Source organism: Pseudomonas koreensis, from assembly GCF_012986595.1.
Taxonomy (GTDB): domain Bacteria; phylum Pseudomonadota; class Gammaproteobacteria; order Pseudomonadales; family Pseudomonadaceae; genus Aquipseudomonas; species Aquipseudomonas koreensis.
In genome coordinates, this window is sequence record NZ_JAAQYM010000005.1 from 60,838 (window position 1) to 77,631 (window position 16,794).

The window sequence follows — 16,794 nt, forward strand, 5'->3', positions numbered from 1 at the left end:
TTCCAGCGCACATTGCTAGCGCTGGTCTAGGGGAAACCAATAATGAAAAACCCTTACGCTCTCGGCTTCTGGTGCGCCCTGGTAGCGCTGGTGCTGCTGTCGGCCACCTATTTCTACGGCATCATGCTGGCCCACCAGATCGACAAGGCCATGGTGTTCCTCGACAGCGCCAGCGCGTTGATCGCGGTGATGGCCATCGTGGTGGTGGCCTGGGCGTCGATCCAGGTGCAGCGGGTCAAGAAAAGACAGCTTGAACAAGGCAAGACCCTGGTGCTGATCTGGGACACCAAAGTCGCCCTGCGCCGGGTCGAAACCGTGTTCGACCGCTACTTCTGGGGCAGCTACTGGCAACCGGGGCGCACCTTCGCCGAAGTCATGGGCGAACTCACCGGCACGCCGCTGGAAAAAAGCCTCGAAGCCCTGAAAAAGCAGTGCCTGGAACTCGACAAGCAAATTGCCGATGAAGGCTGGCACTGGCTCAACAATGCCCGCGAACTGTCAGATGTCGCCACGGCCATGGCCCGTGAACGCTATCAACTGGATTTCTGCGACCCCCGAGCCGACGGGCCGGGCGGGGCGGTGATCGATCGCGACTTTGAAGTGCTGGTGTACACCTGGACCGCACGGCTGAAGAGCTTTGATCATCAACTCGACGAGATCGAGGTGCAGTATTCCTGATCTTTTGCGAATCCAGTGGCCCTATCGCGAGCAGGCTCACTCCTACAGGGGAACGCATTCCAATTGTAGGAGTGAGCCTGCTCGCGATAGCGTCCTCAAAAACACTGCAACTCTCCCTGCCTGTCAGCTGTCCACTCTCCCCATAGACACTCTTTAACCTTTAAACATTGGGCCGCCTCGCGCTGCCAGTGCTAATCTCCACCGCTAATTTCAGCGGAGTCGAGCCGCGACCCGGTCACGGGTTCAGGGAAGACGACCACATTTTCAGCCACGGACATTGATCAGGTCATTCATGAATAAATCAGCAGGCGTGCTTCTCGGGATTGTTGTTGCCATCGGTGCCATCAGCGCTGGCGGGGCCTGGTATACCGGGACCAAGATCGAAGGCGTGCTGAACAACGCCGTCACCAACGCCAACAAAGAGCTGCAGACCGCGATGGCCGGCTCCAATGGCACCGCGTCGCTGGAACTGGTGTCGCTGGAGCGTCACACCTTCACCAGCACCGCGCACTACCGCCTCAAGGGCGAAGGCGAGATGTTCGGTGACAAGCCGGTCGAGCTGCTGTTCGTCGACCACATCGAGCACGGCCCGCTGCCATTCTCGCGTCTGGTATCGCTGAAGTGGCTGCCGGTCATGGCTACCAGCAACTACGAGCTGGAAAAGAGCCCGGCCACCGAAAAATGGTTTGCCGCCACCAAAGGCGCCGCGCCGCTCAAAGGCGTGACCAGCATCGGCTACGACGAATCCACCACCAGCACCCTCGATCTGCTGCCGTTCGAAACAGCGCTGGATGAGCAGTCGAGCCTGAAATTCTCCGGCCTGACCATGAACATCTCTGCCAGTGCCCAGGCGCAGAAGGTCAAGGCTGACGGTTACATGGACAGTATGAAACTGGTCACTGTGGCGCAAGACCAGGCGCCGGTGCAGGTCGAACTCAACGGTCTGACCCTGGCCAGCAACCTCGCCAAGAGCAGCTACGGCTACTACACCGGGGAAAACACCCTCGAGCTGACCAACAGCAAAACTACCTTCGGGCCCAAGCAGTCGGTGCTCGGCGTGAAGAACTTCGAAATGAAGAACCTCACCGAAGAGAACGGCACCAACGCCTCCGGCCGCGCCGACTACCAGGTCGGCGAAGTCACTCTCAACGACAAGAAAATCGGTTCGGCCAGCATGGCCATGAGCCTGAAGAACCTCGACATCCCGTCGACGATGTCGCTGATGCAGGTCTACCAGACCAAATTGCAACCGTACGAGAAGGAAGCGGCGGCCGCTGCCGAAGCCGGCCTGCCAGCCCCGGAACTGAACCTGACCGAAGCCGAGTCGGCACAGGTCAAGGCTGACCTGCAGAAACTGCTGGGCGCCAGCCCTCAGATCGCCCTGGAAAACCTGTCGCTGAAGACCGCCAACGGTGAAAGCCGCGCCAGTCTGGTGATCGACCTGGCCAAACCGCAGTCGATGGACCTGCCGCCGGATCAACTGGGCAAGCAGTTGATCGCGCTGCTGGACCTGAATATCCAGGTGTCCAAGCCAATGCTGATCGATCTGCTCAGTGTGCAGGCGCAACTCGACGGTCAGACCGACGCCAAAGCCATCGTCGACCAGGCCAGCGCCGGTGCCGACATGTTCTCCGGCATGGCGGTCGGTTCGCAGCTGGCGACCATCGACGGCACCAATGTCGTGACCAAGCTGCATTACGCCGCCAATCAGGTGGAATTCAACGGCCAGAAAATGACCGTCGAGCAGTTCGTCGGCTTCCTGATGAGCAAGTTCGCTGGCGTCACGCAAGTGCAGTAATACTGCGTTCTAAATAGCAACGCCCGGCCTCTGTATCCCGCAGACGCCGGGCGTTTTGCTGTCTGGTATTCGGCTTTTCGGCTGAGCCGGCACCTCGATTCTGAACAATTATTGTGTTCTGGATATTCGACTACGCTTGCATGCAAGACTGCCTGACTAAGCTTGGCCGAGTGCTCTCGACTCGGCCGCCGTTACTAATGGGCAAGGGGGGCATTGCGACCCGGCTGGCCATGTAAGGATGCTGACGAATGCCGCGTATTGATGTGCCTGTTTTACATCGTGGTTTACGCCCGTTGTTTCGCGTCGCGCTGTGCAGCCAGTTGCTCTGGCCGGCACTGGCGTTTGCCGATACGCCCTATGATCAGATGGTGCGTGATGCCCGTGCCGGGCAGACCACGCCTGCGCTGAACGTACTGCGTCAGGTGCCGCCCGGCCAGGCGACCACCGGCCAGATCAGCGATCACCTGCAGATCGCCAGTTGGGCAGGCCTGGATGCCGAAGTGGTGCAGGTCTATGAAACCCAGGGCCGTGACCGGGCGCTGCCGGTGCAGGCCCTGACCGCCACCGCCCGTGCCTACCGCAACCTCAAGCGTTGGGATCAGGCCACCCAGGTCTACAACAAGGCCCTGGCCCTGGAACCGGACAACGCCGACCTGCAATTGGGGCTGGCCCTGACGCAGGCGGACTCGGGCAAACCCGACGAAGCCGTAGCCCGCGCCAAGGCGCTGGTTGCCGCCAAACCGGATGATGCCTCCCGTCGTCTCGCGCTGGGCTATGCCCTGACACGCGCCGGCAAGCAGTACGACGCCCTGTTTGAATACGATCAAGCGTTCATCCGCGCCGGCAGCAAGCCGGACGTCGCCCGTGAATACGTGGTCGCCCTGCAAAAGGCGCGTCTGCCAGAACCGGCGCTGCGTCTGGCCAATCAACGTCCCGGGCTGATCGACCCGGTGACCCTGCGCCGCCTCGAAGGCGACTTGGCCGCCGAGCGCGTGCGTCTGGCGGAATTCGCCTCGCGCAGCGAAAAAGAACGCTACGTGATTGCCGATCGCGCGCTGGCCGATTACGACAAGTTGCTTGCCACCTGGACCCCGGACGCCAGTGCCCACGAAGACGTGACTCGCTGGCGCATCGACCGCATGGGCGCGCTCAAGGCCCGCGCGCGCACCGCGGATGTCATCAGCGAGTATCAGAAGCTGCAGGCCGAAGGCGTGAAGATTCCGACCTACGCCCTGCGTTGGGTGGCGGCGTCGTACCTGGATCAGCGCCAGCCGGAAATCGCCACCGATCTGTATCGCCAGGTGCTGTCGGCGCCGGACGCCGATGCCGGCGATCGCCTCGAAGACAGCACGGCGCTGTATTACTCGCTGCTGGAACGCGACCGCGCCGAAGAGGCGCGCAAAGTCGCCGAGGATCTGGCCAAGAGCCAGAAACCGCGGGTCGAACTCAAGGGCCTGCCCATCGGCAACCCCAACGACGAATGGATGGACGCCCAGCAACTGGCGGCGCAGGCCGGCACCTACGGCTCCGACCTGCCGCACGGTGAGGAGCGCCTGCAAACACTGGTCGATCAGGCTCCGGGCAACGTCGGCCTGCGTCTGGCCCAGGCCGACCTGTATCTGGCCCGACAGTGGCCACGCCGCGCTGAAATCCAGCTCAAGGAAACCGAGAGCATGGTGCCCCGCGACATGGGCCTTGAAGTGGCCCAGGCGCGCACCGCGATGACCCTGCAGGAATGGCGGCAGATGGATGCGCTGACCGATGACGTGGTCGAGCGTTTCCCGGACAACCGTCAGGTGCAGCGCGCGGCCCGTGAGCGCGAAGTCCACGACATGTCCGAACTGCGCGTCGAAGCCTACGGCGGCAAGGCCAATGGCGGCGGCAACAGCGGTGCCGGTGCGGTCAGCGGCAGCCGCGACTTCGGCATTCAGAGCACCCTCTACAGTCCGCCAATCGATGAAGACTGGCGCGTGTTCGTGGGGGCCGGTTATGCCACCGGCGATTTTGCTGAAGGCACCGGCACCGACCGCTTCCAGCGCGTTGGCCTGGAACGGCGCACCCGCGACATGAGCCTGGAAGCCGAAGTCTCCAACCACGACTACGGTTACGGCGCCAAACAGGGCGCGCGCATCGCGATTGCCCGCGACATCAACGATCACTGGCAGTACGGCGGCAGCTTCGCCTACCTGTCGGCCGAGACGCCGTTGCGTGCGCTCAACAGCGACATCAAGGCCAACGGCGGTAACGCATTCATTCGCTGGCGCGCCAACGAGAGCCGCGAGTGGAAATTCTCCGTCAGCCCATCGCACTTCAGCGACGGCAACAACCGGGTCGAAGCCTTGCTCACTGGACGTGAGGGCGTTTATAGCGCGCCGAACGTGCAGGTCGATGCCGGTCTGGAAGTCGGCACCAGCCACAACTCCCTGTCCGAGGACGTGCCGTACTTCAACCCGAAGTCGGACTTCAGCGTCATGCCGACGGTCAACGTCAACCATGTGCTCTACCACCGTTACGAAACCTCGTGGAGCCAGCAGTTCCAGGCCGGCGCGGGCACTTACAGCCAGCGTGATTACGGCACCGGCGGCATGGCGATGCTCGGTTATGGCCAGCGTTATGCCTGGAACGACGTGTTCGAGGTGGGCGGTTTGTTCAGTGTGATCAACCGGCCCTACGACGGTGATCGGGAGACCGATCTGCGTCTGCTCGTCGACCTCACTTTCCGCTTCTAGAAGAGTTTGAAGATGCCTTTGATGACGCGTTTCATCCTTCTGCTGGGAGTGCTGCTGATCAGCGCCTGCGCCCAGCAAGCCCCGGCCTTCGCGCCGCCGTCGCAACGTCCGGTGGCGGCCAATGAAAAACCATGGCCGAAAAACCATGTGCTGGGCATCGCCTATCACGATGTCGAAGACCGCGACCCCGATCAGGCCGTGGTGGCCGTGCGCACCGAGCGCATGATCGAGCAGCTCGCGTGGCTGCGCGAGAACGGCTACAGGCCGGTCACCGTCGATCAGATCATGGCCGCACGCAAGGGCGGCCCGGAACTGCCGCCCAAAGCGATCCTGCTCAGCTTCGACGACGGTTATTCGAGCTTCTACACCCGCGTGCTGCCGGTGCTGCGTGCCTATAACTGGCACGCCTTGCTGGCGCCGGTGGGCACCTGGATCGATACGCCCCTTAATCAACCCGTGGATTTCGCCGGTGCGCCGCGAGCGCGCTCGGACTTCCTGACCTGGGACCAGGTGCGCGAGATCTCGCAATCGGGGCTGGTGGAAATCGCCGCCCACACCGACGCCAGTCACAAAGGCATCCTCGCCAACCCGCAGGGCAACATGCAGCCAGCGGCGGCGACTCGTCGCTACGATCCGGTCACCAAGCGCTATGAGTCCGAAGAGGATTTCCGCGCACGGATCCGCAACGACGTCGCGACCATCTCGGAAAAGATCCGCAAGGTCACCGGCAAGAAGCCGCGCATCTGGGTCTGGCCGTACGGCACGGCGGACGGTACTTCGCTGACCGTGGTCGGCGAGCAGGGCTACGAAATGGCCCTGACCCTGGACGACGGTCTCGACGCCCTCGACAACCTGATGAGCAGCCCGCGCTTCCTGGTGGCCTCCGATCCCGACGGCGAGCATTTCGCCAACAGCGTCGTCGGGGTGCAGTCGGACTTCACCATGCGCGTGGTCCACGTCGATCTCGACAACGTCTATGACCCGGATCCGGCGCAGCAGGAAATCAACCTCGGCAAGCTGATCCAGCGCATGGCCGACATGGGCGCCAACACGGTGTTCCTGCAAGCCTTCGCCGATCCGAAGGGTGACGGGCTGGTGCACTCGTTGTACTTCCCCAACCGTCACCTGCCGGTGCGCGCCGACATCTTCGACCGTGTGGCCTGGCAGCTGCGCACCCGCGCCCATGTGAAGGTGTTCGCCTGGATGCCGGTGCTCAGTTTCGGCCTCGACTCAAAGCTGCCGCGCGTGACCCGTTGGGATCCGAAGACCGGAACCACGTCGGTCGATCCGGATCAGTACCGGCGCCTGTCGCCGTTCGATCCGCAAGTACGGCGGATCATTGGCGAGATCTACGAAGACGTGGCGCGCCTGACCTCGGTCGACGGCATTCTTTACCACGACGACGCGGTGCTCTCGGACTTCGAAGACGCCAGTCCGCAGGCCTTGAAAGCCTACGCCGCACAGGGTTTGCCGGGATCGATTGCCGCTTTGCGCGAGGATCCGGCCGCCCTGCAGCGCTGGACGCGCTTCAAGAGCCAATACCTGATCGACTTCACCAATGAACTGACTGCCAAGGTCCGGGCGATCCGTGGCCCGCAGGTGCTGACCGCACGCAACATCTTTGCCGAACCGATCCTCAATCCGGACAGCGAAGCCTGGTTTGCGCAGAACCTCGACGACTTCCTCGTGACCTACGACTGGACGGCGCCGATGGCCATGCCGTTGATGGAGAAACAGACCCCGGCGCAATCCGGCCCGTGGCTCGAAGCACTGGTGGCGAAGATCAAGCAGCGCCCCGGTGCACTGGATCGCACAGTGTTCGAACTGCAGGCCCGCGACTGGACGAAAAAAGACCAGGCCGACATCGACGGCGCCCAACTGGCCGACTGGATGGGCCGGCTCAAGCGTCAGGGCGCGACCAGCTTCGGCTACTACCCGGACAACTTCCTCGACAACCTGCCGGACCTGAAAACCGTAAGGCCTGCGCTCTCCAACAAATGGAACCCATGACATGCTGGATAGACTGTTAGCCCTGCTTGTTCTGGCGCTCGTCCTCGGCGTGCCGCTGGGGTTGATCTTCCTGGTCACCGGGCAGTTCCTGATGGACTTCGTGTTCTTCTACCCGTTGTTCATGTCCGGCCTGTGGATTGCCGGCGGCCTGTATTTCTGGCTGCACTGGGAACGCCATTGGCCGTGGCAGGACGACACCCTGCCGCCGCCACTGGAAGGCGAGCCGCTGATCTCGATCCTGATTCCTTGCTACAACGAAGGCGAAAACGCCGCTGACACCATTCACGCGGCGCTGGCCCAGCACTACCCGAACATCGAGGTCATCGCGATCAACGACGGTTCCAAGGACAACACCGCCGAAGTGCTCGACCGGCTCGCCCAGGAAGATCCACGGTTGCGGGTCCTGCATCTGGCGGAAAACCAGGGCAAGGCCGTGGCCCTGCGCATGGGCGCGATTGCTGCGCGCAGCGAATATCTGGTGTGCATCGACGGTGACGCGCTGCTGGCGCCGAATACCGCGGCCTATCTGGTGGCACCGATGCTCGATAATGCGCGGCTTGGCGCGGTGACCGGCAACCCACGGATTCGCACGCGTTCGACCCTGGTCGGGCGGGTGCAGGTCGGTGAGTTCTCCTCGATCATCGGCCTGATCAAGCGTACGCAACGGGTGTTCGGACGGATCTTTACCGTCTCCGGCGTCATCGTCGCGTTCCGCCGTACCGCGTTGAACCGGGTCGGCTACTGGAGCCCGGACATGATCACCGAAGACATCGACATCAGCTGGAAGCTGCAGCTCGATCACTGGAGCATCTTCTACGAGCCGCGGGCGCTGTGCTGGATCCTCATGCCGGAAACCCTGCGTGGCCTGTGGAAGCAGCGCCTGCGCTGGGCCCAGGGCGGTGCCGAGGTGCTGTTCAAGAATATTCGCGGGATCTGGCAATACCGCCATCGTTACCTGTGGCCGCTGCTGTTCGAATACTGCCTGTCGACCGGTTGGGCCTTCACCTTCCTGCTGTCGGTGATTTTCTGGGCGGTGGGCAAGTTCGTGGTCATGCCGGAGTCGATTGCCGTGCATCACCTGATGCCGCCGGCGTTCACCGGATTGCTGCTGGCCTTCGTCTGCCTGGTGCAGTTCGCTGTCAGCATCATTATCGACCGACGCTATGAGCCGGGGCTGGGCAGAACCATGTTCTGGGTGGTCTGGTACCCGATCGCCTTCTGGCTGGTCAGTCTGCTCACCACATTGGTCAGTTTTCCCAAAGTGTTGTTTGGTCAACATCAGAAGCGTGCGCGCTGGGTCAGTCCTGATCGCGGCATCAAGCCGGTCGGGGACGACGAAGAGGAGGTCATCAAATGAAAATCATCCGGACCCGCCAGCGACCCTTCCTGGTGGTGGTCGATGTGATCCTCACCGTAGTGGCCTGGGTCGGCCTGCTGTTTCTGCTGATACGCGGGCTGTGGCCGCTGATCGAGACTCACGCTGCAGGCCCGCGAATCGACAACTCGGCGTTCGAGGCCCTCGGAACGTTGCAGATCTACCTGTGGGTGGCGCTGGTCAACGCGGTGATCCTCATCGGCTGGGCGCGCTATCAGCAGCGCAAGAGCAGAAGCTTCGCCCAGCGTCGATTGCCGGCGCCGGTGGTCGATGACGAAGGGCTGAGCAAGAGTTTCCGGCTGTGCGATGACCGCTTGCAGAAACTGCGCACTCCGGGGGTGATGACCATCCACAATGATCAGGAAGGTGACATCAGCCATGTGGTGCTGAACTTCCGACCGCTGCAGCCGGCGGAATTGCCGCCACCGCTGGCGCCGCTGGAGCACCCGCGGGTGATCTTTCTGCACGCCGAGGACGACGACAACCGTGATCCGGTGAATCGTCTTACCTGAACGACGATTCCTCTGTAGGCGCTGCCGCAGGCTGCGATCTGTTGATTTTAAAGATCAAAAGATCGCAGCCTGCGGCAGCTCCTACATTGTTCAGCATTCAGCTGCGGATCAGCTTCCACGCTTCTTCCATCGCCAGCGGCTGTTTCATCCGTTCGGCGAGCATTGCCATCTCCCGCTCCCTCTCACACGCCACTGCCGCTACAACCCTGCCGTTCCTGCCAAACAGCCCAAGGAAAGGCGGATGTTCAGGCTCGCCGATGAACTCGATTTCATCCCAATGCTCGGCATGGCCGAGATAGTCGTAGTTCCTGCCGAAATGCCAAGTCCAGAAAAACGGCACATCCAGATAATGCTCGTCCGCGCCCAGCATGTTGGCGGCGGCGATGCGCGCATGCTGTTGGGCCAGGCGCCAGTGTTCGATGCGTTGCGGCTGGCCATTGAGGATGAACGTGGCGATATCGCCAATCGCCCACAGGCCATCGGCGACGCGCAGACTGGCGTCGACACGCAGCGACTGGTCTTTCTCCCGGGGCAGCGACGCGAAAGCCTCGGTGGCCGGGTGTACCCCGACCCCCGCCAGCACCAGGTCTGCCGACAGGCGTAAACCATTGTCCAGCAACACCGCCTCTACGTTGCCGTCGCCGGTGATTTCCCGGGCTTCGTGGTCGGTGATGAATTTCACCCCGTGTTGTTCATGCAGCGCACGGATCGCCTTGCCCACGGCTTCGCCGAATTGCGCGGCGAACGGGATGGCGTGGCGGGCGATGACCGTGACGTCGAGGCCGAACTGGCGCAGCGCGGAAGCGCATTCGAGGGCGATGAAGCTGTCGCCGATGATCACCGCACGTTGCTCGGGGCTGGCCGCGCGCATGATCTGTTCGGCCTGGGCTTTCGAGCGCAGGACAAACACTTGCGGCAGATCGGCGCCGGGCAGTTGCAGCGGGTTGGGCTCGCCGCCGGTGGCGAGCACTGCCGCGTCGTAGCGCAGGGATTGGCCGTCGTGCAAATGCAGGATTTTTGCCGAAGCGTCGAGGGCCGTGATTTCGCCTTGTTGGCGTTCGATGCGCTGCTCTTTATAAAAATCTTCATCGCGCAGCGGCGGGGTTTCTTGCGCGGTCATTTCGCCGGCGAGGACAAATTTGCTCAGCACCGTACGGTCGTAACCGGCATCCGCTTCACGGTCGATCATCACGATGCGGCCACCAAAACCTTTCTCCCTCAGTGCCGCCGCACACGCGGTGCCGGCTGCACCTGCGCCGACAATCACGAACGTGCGCGGATCATCCGCTGGCGGCGTGTGCGCATCCGGCAACGGCTGATCATCAACCCACACCTCATCGCCCCGTAACTCCAGTGGATAACGCTTGAGGCTGTCGAGGGCCGGCGGTTCGCACAACGCGCCGTCTTCGGCGCGAAACGCAGCCTTGTGCCAGGGGCAGATCAGGCGTCCTTGACACAGCGCACCGTCCGCCAGCGGCGCGCCGGCGTGTGGGCATTCGCCCTGGAAGGCCCGTAGCTGGCCGTTTGTGCGCAGCAGGACAATCTTGCAGTCGCCGATTTCGACCTGCAGGCCACGGTCTTCAGGGACATCGGCGAAACGGGCGACGCGGTGCAGGGACATGTTCGACTTCCTCGCGGGTATTTCTCTTACGAGTTTGTGCAGCAATGCGAGGTTCAGCCAATTGCCACTGCCATGGCACGAACGGTACAGCTATAGTTTGCAGGCCGACGAAGGCCCAACTGCACAAGGTACTCCCGGAATGACCCGATTGACCTCTCTCAACCCTTGGCTGGCGGCCGTTGCCGTCGCCCTTTGCGTGCAGTTTCCGGCGCAGGCGGCCGAGCGCTTTACCCTCGACATCCCCGGTGTCTCGGACAACCGCCTGTTCACCTCGGCCGCAGCGAGTGATGCAGCCGGTTGCGGTGGCAAGAACCAGTCGCCGGCCCTGGCCTGGAACGCTGGCCCCAGCGGCACGCAGAGCTACGCGATCGTCATGCACGATCCGGACGGCCAGAAAGGCGCGGGTGTTGATCACTGGATTCACTACGGCATCAAGGCCACCACCCGGCAGATTCCGGCCGGTGTCGGCGCCAAATCCAACCTCGAAGGCGTGGGCGGCACCAACAGCAAGGGCACCACACATTACATCGGGCCATGCCCACCGGTTGGTGACAGCGCCCACCACTACATCATCCAGATCTACGCCCTCGACCTGGCCCCGGACGCCTTGCCCGCCGGCCTGACCCGCGCCGAACTGATGGACAAGATCAAAGGCCACGTACTGCGTAACAGCAGCGTGGTGCGGCGTTATCACCGCTGAAAATAATTCGGCGGCGTTTAACCCGAACTGAAGGGGCTGCCCGTCTCAGAGGATGAATGGATCACTTTCATCCCGAGGTCAGCCCCCATGTCCCGTTCCCTGCCTTTCCTGCGACCTGTTGCGGTCGGTGTGTTGTTGGCCGTCGCCGGTTGCGGCGTGTCTTCCGATCCGGAGTCGGCTGCCGTCCCGGCGCCCGCCCAGCCGCAAGCTTCGATTCAGCATGAAGCGCTCAGGGCCGATGACACCATGGCCAAGCGCAGCACGCGTTCGGCGCCGATCGCCAGTTTCGCCGCAATGCCGGCCCCGGACAGTTATCCACAGGGTTACCGCGACGAACAGCGCGAGCAGTATCAGGCACTGGCCGACAACCCGATCCACAGCGTCGCCGAAGCCCCGGTCTCGACCTTCAGCGCCGACGTCGACACCGGCGCCTACGCCAACGTCCGACGCCTGCTCAATCAGGGGCGTCTGCCGCCGGAAGGCGCGGTGCGTCTGGAGGAAATGGTCAATTACTTTCCCTACCACTACGCGCTGCCCAGCGATGGTTCGCCGTTCGGCGTAACCACTGAATTGGCCGCCACCCCGTGGAATCCGCACACGCGCCTGCTGCGCATCGGCATCAAGGCCTCCGACCGTAGCGTGGCGGAACTGGCTCCGGCGAATCTGGTGTTTCTGGTGGATGTGTCCGGTTCGATGGATCGCCGCGAAGGCCTGCCGCTGGTCAAAAGCACGCTGAAACTATTGGTCGATCAGTTGCGCGAGCAGGACCGGGTGTCGCTGGTGGTGTATGCCGGCGAATCCCGCGTCGTGCTGGAGCCAACGTCCGGCCGGGAAAAGGCCAGGATTCGCAGCGCCATTGAGCAATTGACCGCAGGCGGTTCAACCGCTGGCGCGTCGGGCATCGAACTGGCCTATCAAATGGCGCAGCAGGCGTTCATCCCCAACGGCATCAACCGCATTCTGCTGGCCACTGACGGTGACTTCAACGTCGGCGTCAGCGACTTCGACAGCCTCAAGCAAATGGCTGTGGATAAACGCAAGACCGGGATTTCCCTGACCACCCTGGGTTTCGGTGTGGATAACTACAATGAACACCTGATGGAGCAACTGGCCGACGCCGGTGACGGCAACTACGCCTATATCGACAACCTGCGCGAGGCGCGCAAAGTGCTGGTGGATCAACTCGGTTCGACGTTGGCGGTGGTGGCGAAAAACGTCAAATTGCAGGTGGAATTCAACCCGGCGCAGGTTAGTGAATATCGCCTGCTCGGCTACGAAAACCGCGCCTTGAAGCGTGAGGATTTCAGCAACGACAAAGTCGATGCCGGTGAAGTCGGCGCAGGACACACGGTGACCGCGCTGTATGAAATTGTTCCGGCAGGCGAGAAGGGCTGGCTGGAACCGCTGCGCTACGGTAAATCGCAAGCGCCGGTGTCGGCGAAGGACGGGGAAATGGCGATGCTGCGTGTGCGTTATCAACAGCCTGAAGGTGGGAAAAGTCGGCTGATCGAGCGGCCGATTACCAGTCAGGTTGTACCGGCCAGCGAAGATCTGCGTTTTGCCGCAGCGGTCGCGGCGTTTTCCCAGCAGCTCAAGGACGCTCGCTACACCGGCGATTTCAGCCTGAAAGACACCGAAGCGCTGGCCCGTAGCGCACGCGGCGAGGACCGTTTCGGCTTGCGTAGCGAGTTCGTGCAACTGGTCGAACTGGCGCAAAGCCTGCGCACCTCAACCGCATCGAATGCGATGCCCACTGAGCGACGGATTGAATAGTGAGCCGCCTCAAAGGCTTCATCACACAGCTGTTTGCCTCCGCCGACAGCCTTGAGGCCAGCAGCGACGAATCGCTGCTGGCCCGTTATCGCGAGGGCGACAGCGCGGCGTTCGAGATTCTGTACGCGCGCCATCGGCAGGGTTTGTATCGCTTTCTGCTGGGATTGAGCGGCAAGCCGGAACTGGCTGACGAGGTGTTCCAGGACACTTGGCTGAGCCTGATCCGCAGCGCCAGTCAGCCACAGGGGCGAGCGACATTTCGTACATGGCTGTTCCAGATTGCGCGCAACCGTCTGATCGATCACTGGCGCAAACACGGTGCTCATCAACCGCTGCACGACAGTTACGACGAACAGCTGCATGCGGTTGGCGACGAGACCAACGATCCCGAACAACTGCTGAGCCTCAGCCGCGACAGTCAGCGCTTGGAAAGCGCCCTGCAAACCCTGCCTGCCGATCAACGCGAAGTGTTCCTGCTGCGCGCCCACGGCGACCTCGACCTGGCGCAAATCGCCAGCCTCACCGAAACACCGCTGGAAACCGTCAAGAGCCGCTTGCGCTACGCCCAGCAAAAACTGCGTCGGCTGCTGGCCGAGGAGGTACTGACATGACTGACGCCCGCCAGACACCCGAAGAACAACTGCTCAAGCATTACCGCGAGCAACACACCGGCGAGCCGCCCGAGCACCTCGATGCGCTGATTCTCGCCACTGCCCGCCGCGCAGCCCCGGCACCCAAGCCAAGCCTGTGGCAGCGCTGGTGGCAGGCCTGCCAGAAACCGCGTTGGCAGGTCGCATTCGCCAGCCTGGTCGGCGTGGCCCTGATGCTGTCGCTGGTACAACGTGCACCGGAGCCGCAACCTCGATTCGACTTCGCCCCGGCCGCCAAACCCGCCGCACCACTGGCGCGCAAACAGGCCGCCGAAGCGCAGTCGCTGGCGGCCCCCGCTGACGCCATGCCGGCGCCGGCCCCGATGCTGGAAATGGCGGCACCGATGCAAAGCGACGCGATCAGCGCCGACCAAGCCAAAGTCAGCAAACGTGCCGTCGCCCCGGCCAATGGCCTGGATACGCAACTGCGTGAAGTGCTGCGCCTGCGCGAGTCCGGCCAGTCGCAAGCCGCGGATGCGCTCTACAACAACCTGCACAAACGCTACCCCGGCGTGGACCTCGACCGGCGACTGGAACAAATCCGCCAAAATTGACCGCCTGTTCGCCCAGCCATTTGGCATTGCCCGGCAAAAACGCGCACTATCGGGCCATGGCTGAACGCTGGAGAACACCCGTGGCACCAAAAATCGACCGCATCGCCCAACTCCTCAACTGCCCGGAAAAGGGTGAGGAGATACGGCGCGCGATTACCGAAGCTCGCAAGGAGTTTCTGCTGGACCAGTCGGAAGAAGACGTCGTGGAAGAAGACGAGGTTTTTGAGGAGGTTGGGGAAGAAGAGGATGACGACGATTACGACGAGTTTGACTGGACCACGGAGTGACGGTCGCCGCGGGGCGGGAAGCGCCCACAAAAAAGCCCCGGACCATCACAGTCCGGGGCTTTCTCGTTTAAATCAGTGGTGCACCAGGCGGGATTCGAACCCACGACCCCTGCCTTCGGAGGGCAGTACTCTATCCAGCTGAGCTACTGGTGCAGCGGGCGACATCATACCTAGGTCGGCTCGGGGCGTCCATGCTGGGTTTTGGCGGGTTTTGTCAGGGCGCGTGTCGGTGCTGGAACGCTGTATTCCTTAAAGCGGTAACGTTCTGCAAAACCCTCGCTTGGCGCTTTTGCCGGGCTGATCTATGGTTTCGCTGCGGCCGGGGATTTTTGCTCGTTGATCTGAAAAATCCAGCAAACACAGGGTTTTTGTTCTTTTTTTCGAACGACCTATTGTCCTTTAACCCCTTTGCTCCTACGATCCGTTTGAGATTTCAAACGCTCTTTGATCGGGTGCTGAGCCGCACGTGTTTCGAATCGTGCACGATTGATGCGCCTCATCCGGTCTCTGATTTCCCTGACGGCAGCCTTGCGAGGCGCCTTTCCACAATCATAATTTTGCTCCGCGCAGGCCGCGGTGCTGTTAAGGAAAGCCGACATGCAGCTTAAAGACACCCTGTTGTTCCGCCAGCAAGCCTTCATTGATGGCGCTTGGGTCGATGCGGACAACGGTCAGACGATCAAGGTCAACAACCCGGCCACCGGCGAAATCCTCGGCACCGTGCCGAAAATGGGCGCTGCCGAAACCCGCCGCGCGATCGAAGCCGCTGACAAAGCGCTGCCGGCCTGGCGTGCACTGACCGCCAAGGAGCGTGCAGGCAAGCTGCGTCGCTGGTTCGAACTGATGATCGAGAACCAGGACGACCTCGCGCGCCTGATGACCCTCGAGCAGGGCAAGCCGCTGGCCGAAGCCAAGGGCGAAATCGTTTACGCCGCTTCGTTCATCGAATGGTTCGCCGAAGAAGCCAAGCGCATCTACGGTGACGTGATTCCGGGCCACCAGCCGGACAAGCGCCTGATCGTGATCAAGCAGCCGATCGGTGTGACCGCAGCGATCACCCCGTGGAACTTCCCGGCAGCAATGATCACCCGTAAAGCCGGCCCTGCGCTGGCCGCCGGTTGCACCATGGTGCTCAAGCCGGCGTCGCAAACCCCATTTTCCGCGTTCGCGCTGGCTGAACTGGCCCAGCGTGCCGGCATCCCGAAAGGCGTGTTCAGCGTGGTCTCCGGCAGCGCCGGCGACATCGGCAGCGAGCTGACCAGCAACCCGATCGTGCGCAAACTGTCCTTCACCGGTTCGACCGAAATCGGTCGTCAACTGATGTCGGAATGCGCCAAGGACATCAAGAAAGTTTCGCTGGAACTGGGCGGCAACGCACCGTTCATCGTGTTCGACGACGCGGACCTGGATAAGGCCGTCGAAGGCGCGATCATCTCCAAATACCGCAACAACGGTCAGACCTGCGTCTGCGCCAACCGCCTGTACATTCAGGATTCGGTCTACGACGCGTTCGCCGAGAAGCTGAAAGTCGCGGTGGCCAAGCTGAAGATCGGCAACGGTCTGGAAGAAGGCACCACCACTGGCCCGCTGATCGACGAAAAAGCCGTGGCCAAGGTCCAGGAACACATCGCTGACGCCGTAGCCAAAGGCGCCACCGTGCTGGCCGGTGGCAAGCCGATGGAAGGCAACTTCTTCGAGCCGACCATCCTGACCAACGTGCCGAAAGACGCGGCTGTCGCCAAGGAAGAAACCTTCGGCCCGCTGGCCCCACTGTTCCGTTTCAAAGACGAAGCCGAAGTGATCGCGATGTCCAACGACACCGAGTTCGGTCTGGCCTCCTACTTCTACGCTCGCGACCTGGGCCGTGTGTTCCGTGTGGCTGAAGCCCTGGAATACGGCATGGTCGGCGTCAACACCGGGCTGATCTCCAACGAAGTCGCGCCGTTCGGCGGCATCAAGGCGTCGGGCCTGGGCCGTGAAGGCTCCAAGTACGGCATCGAAGATTACCTGGAAATCAAATACCTCTGCCTGGGCATCTAAGCCCGGCAAGAGAACGCTGCAAACGCAAAGGGCACGAGAGCGCTGTCCCTTTGCGTCGTTTCAAAAC

The 16,794-nt window shown here is 62.2% G+C and carries 13 protein-coding genes and 1 tRNA gene; 12 read left to right on the forward strand and 2 right to left on the reverse strand.

Annotation, left to right across the window (positions count from 1 at the left end; genetic code table 11):
• Positions 1 to 42 precede the first annotated feature (42 nt).
• The 6 genes from HBN98_RS16215 to pgaD all read left to right on the forward strand — a co-directional run bounded on the left by HBN98_RS16215 (position 43) and on the right by pgaD (position 9,102).
• Positions 43 to 678, forward strand: coding sequence for an NADH:ubiquinone oxidoreductase subunit N (locus HBN98_RS16215; RefSeq protein ID WP_083367377.1), 636 nt, complete (start codon positions 43 to 45; stop codon positions 676 to 678).
• A gap of 292 nt (positions 679 to 970) precedes the next feature.
• Positions 971 to 2,476, forward strand: a complete 1,506-nt coding sequence (locus tag HBN98_RS16220) for a YdgA family protein (protein ID WP_083367376.1) — start codon at positions 971 to 973, stop codon at positions 2,474 to 2,476.
• A 248-nt stretch (positions 2,477 to 2,724) separates the two neighbouring features.
• Positions 2,725 to 5,205 carry a poly-beta-1,6 N-acetyl-D-glucosamine export porin PgaA gene (pgaA, locus tag HBN98_RS16225; RefSeq protein ID WP_083367375.1) on the forward strand — a complete coding sequence of 827 codons (2,481 nt, stop codon included), beginning with the start codon at positions 2,725 to 2,727 and terminating at the stop codon, positions 5,203 to 5,205.
• Positions 5,206 to 5,217: 12 nt separating this feature from the next.
• Positions 5,218 to 7,215, forward strand: coding sequence for a poly-beta-1,6-N-acetyl-D-glucosamine N-deacetylase PgaB (gene pgaB, locus HBN98_RS16230; RefSeq protein WP_083367374.1), 1,998 nt, complete (start codon positions 5,218 to 5,220; stop codon positions 7,213 to 7,215).
• A gap of 1 nt (position 7,216) precedes the next feature.
• Positions 7,217 to 8,572 (forward strand): poly-beta-1,6-N-acetyl-D-glucosamine synthase, encoded by a 1,356-nt coding sequence (gene pgaC / locus HBN98_RS16235; RefSeq protein ID WP_083367373.1) that lies wholly within the window; start codon positions 7,217 to 7,219, stop codon positions 8,570 to 8,572.
• Positions 8,569 to 9,102, forward strand: a complete 534-nt coding sequence (pgaD, locus tag HBN98_RS16240; protein ID WP_083367372.1) for a poly-beta-1,6-N-acetyl-D-glucosamine biosynthesis protein PgaD — start codon at positions 8,569 to 8,571, stop codon at positions 9,100 to 9,102. Before pgaC ends, pgaD begins: the two co-directional genes overlap by 4 nt.
• A gap of 97 nt (positions 9,103 to 9,199) precedes the next feature.
• Here the strand turns inward: pgaD and HBN98_RS16245 are convergent, their stop codons facing one another.
• Complete coding sequence (locus tag HBN98_RS16245; protein ID WP_083367371.1) at positions 9,200 to 10,723, reverse strand: FAD-dependent oxidoreductase; 1,524 nt, start codon at positions 10,721 to 10,723, stop codon at positions 9,200 to 9,202.
• A gap of 139 nt (positions 10,724 to 10,862) precedes the next feature.
• Between HBN98_RS16245 and HBN98_RS16250 the strand changes: the two genes are divergently transcribed.
• The 5 genes from HBN98_RS16250 (at position 10,863) to HBN98_RS16270 (ending at position 14,687) form a co-directional block, all read left to right on the forward strand.
• Complete coding sequence (locus tag HBN98_RS16250) at positions 10,863 to 11,423, forward strand: YbhB/YbcL family Raf kinase inhibitor-like protein (protein ID WP_083367370.1); 561 nt, start codon at positions 10,863 to 10,865, stop codon at positions 11,421 to 11,423.
• A gap of 87 nt (positions 11,424 to 11,510) precedes the next feature.
• Positions 11,511 to 13,196, forward strand: a complete 1,686-nt coding sequence (locus HBN98_RS16255) for a vWA domain-containing protein (protein ID WP_083367369.1) — start codon at positions 11,511 to 11,513, stop codon at positions 13,194 to 13,196.
• A 29-nt stretch (positions 13,197 to 13,225) separates the two neighbouring features.
• Positions 13,226 to 13,807 (forward strand): RNA polymerase sigma factor, encoded by a 582-nt coding sequence (locus tag HBN98_RS16260; RefSeq protein WP_186352836.1) that lies wholly within the window; start codon positions 13,226 to 13,228, stop codon positions 13,805 to 13,807.
• Complete coding sequence (locus HBN98_RS16265; RefSeq protein ID WP_083367367.1) at positions 13,804 to 14,400, forward strand: hypothetical protein; 597 nt, start codon at positions 13,804 to 13,806, stop codon at positions 14,398 to 14,400. Before HBN98_RS16260 ends, HBN98_RS16265 begins: the two co-directional genes overlap by 4 nt.
• A 20-nt stretch (positions 14,401 to 14,420) precedes the next feature.
• Positions 14,421 to 14,687, forward strand: coding sequence for a hypothetical protein (locus tag HBN98_RS16270; RefSeq protein ID WP_229754994.1), 267 nt, complete (start codon positions 14,421 to 14,423; stop codon positions 14,685 to 14,687).
• A gap of 76 nt (positions 14,688 to 14,763) precedes the next feature.
• Here HBN98_RS16270 and HBN98_RS16275 read toward each other — a convergent pair.
• Positions 14,764 to 14,840: transfer RNA gene (locus tag HBN98_RS16275), tRNA-Arg, on the reverse strand.
• A 444-nt stretch (positions 14,841 to 15,284) separates the two neighbouring features.
• Here HBN98_RS16275 and gabD point away from each other — a divergent pair.
• Positions 15,285 to 16,727, forward strand: a complete 1,443-nt coding sequence (gabD, locus tag HBN98_RS16280) for an NADP-dependent succinate-semialdehyde dehydrogenase (protein ID WP_025113404.1) — start codon at positions 15,285 to 15,287, stop codon at positions 16,725 to 16,727.
• Positions 16,728 to 16,794 lie beyond the last annotated feature (67 nt).

Bases quoted from the DNA above. Each gene is read 5' to 3' on its own strand.
- HBN98_RS16215 (WP_083367377.1), top strand. From the start codon at position 43: ATGAAAAACCCTTACGCTCTCGGCTTCTGGTGCGCCCTGGTAGCGCTG.
- HBN98_RS16220 (WP_083367376.1), top strand. From the start codon at position 971: ATGAATAAATCAGCAGGCGTGCTTCTCGGGATTGTTGTTGCCATCGGT.
- pgaA (WP_083367375.1), top strand. From the start codon at position 2,725: ATGCCGCGTATTGATGTGCCTGTTTTACATCGTGGTTTACGCCCGTTG.
- pgaB (WP_083367374.1), top strand. From the start codon at position 5,218: ATGCCTTTGATGACGCGTTTCATCCTTCTGCTGGGAGTGCTGCTGATC.
- pgaC (WP_083367373.1), top strand. From the start codon at position 7,217: ATGCTGGATAGACTGTTAGCCCTGCTTGTTCTGGCGCTCGTCCTCGGC.
- pgaD (WP_083367372.1), top strand. From the start codon at position 8,569: ATGAAAATCATCCGGACCCGCCAGCGACCCTTCCTGGTGGTGGTCGAT.
- HBN98_RS16245 (WP_083367371.1), bottom strand. From the start codon at position 10,723: ATGTCCCTGCACCGCGTCGCCCGTTTCGCCGATGTCCCTGAAGACCGT.
- HBN98_RS16250 (WP_083367370.1), top strand. From the start codon at position 10,863: ATGACCCGATTGACCTCTCTCAACCCTTGGCTGGCGGCCGTTGCCGTC.
- HBN98_RS16255 (WP_083367369.1), top strand. From the start codon at position 11,511: ATGTCCCGTTCCCTGCCTTTCCTGCGACCTGTTGCGGTCGGTGTGTTG.
- HBN98_RS16265 (WP_083367367.1), top strand. From the start codon at position 13,804: ATGACTGACGCCCGCCAGACACCCGAAGAACAACTGCTCAAGCATTAC.
- gabD (WP_025113404.1), top strand. From the start codon at position 15,285: ATGCAGCTTAAAGACACCCTGTTGTTCCGCCAGCAAGCCTTCATTGAT.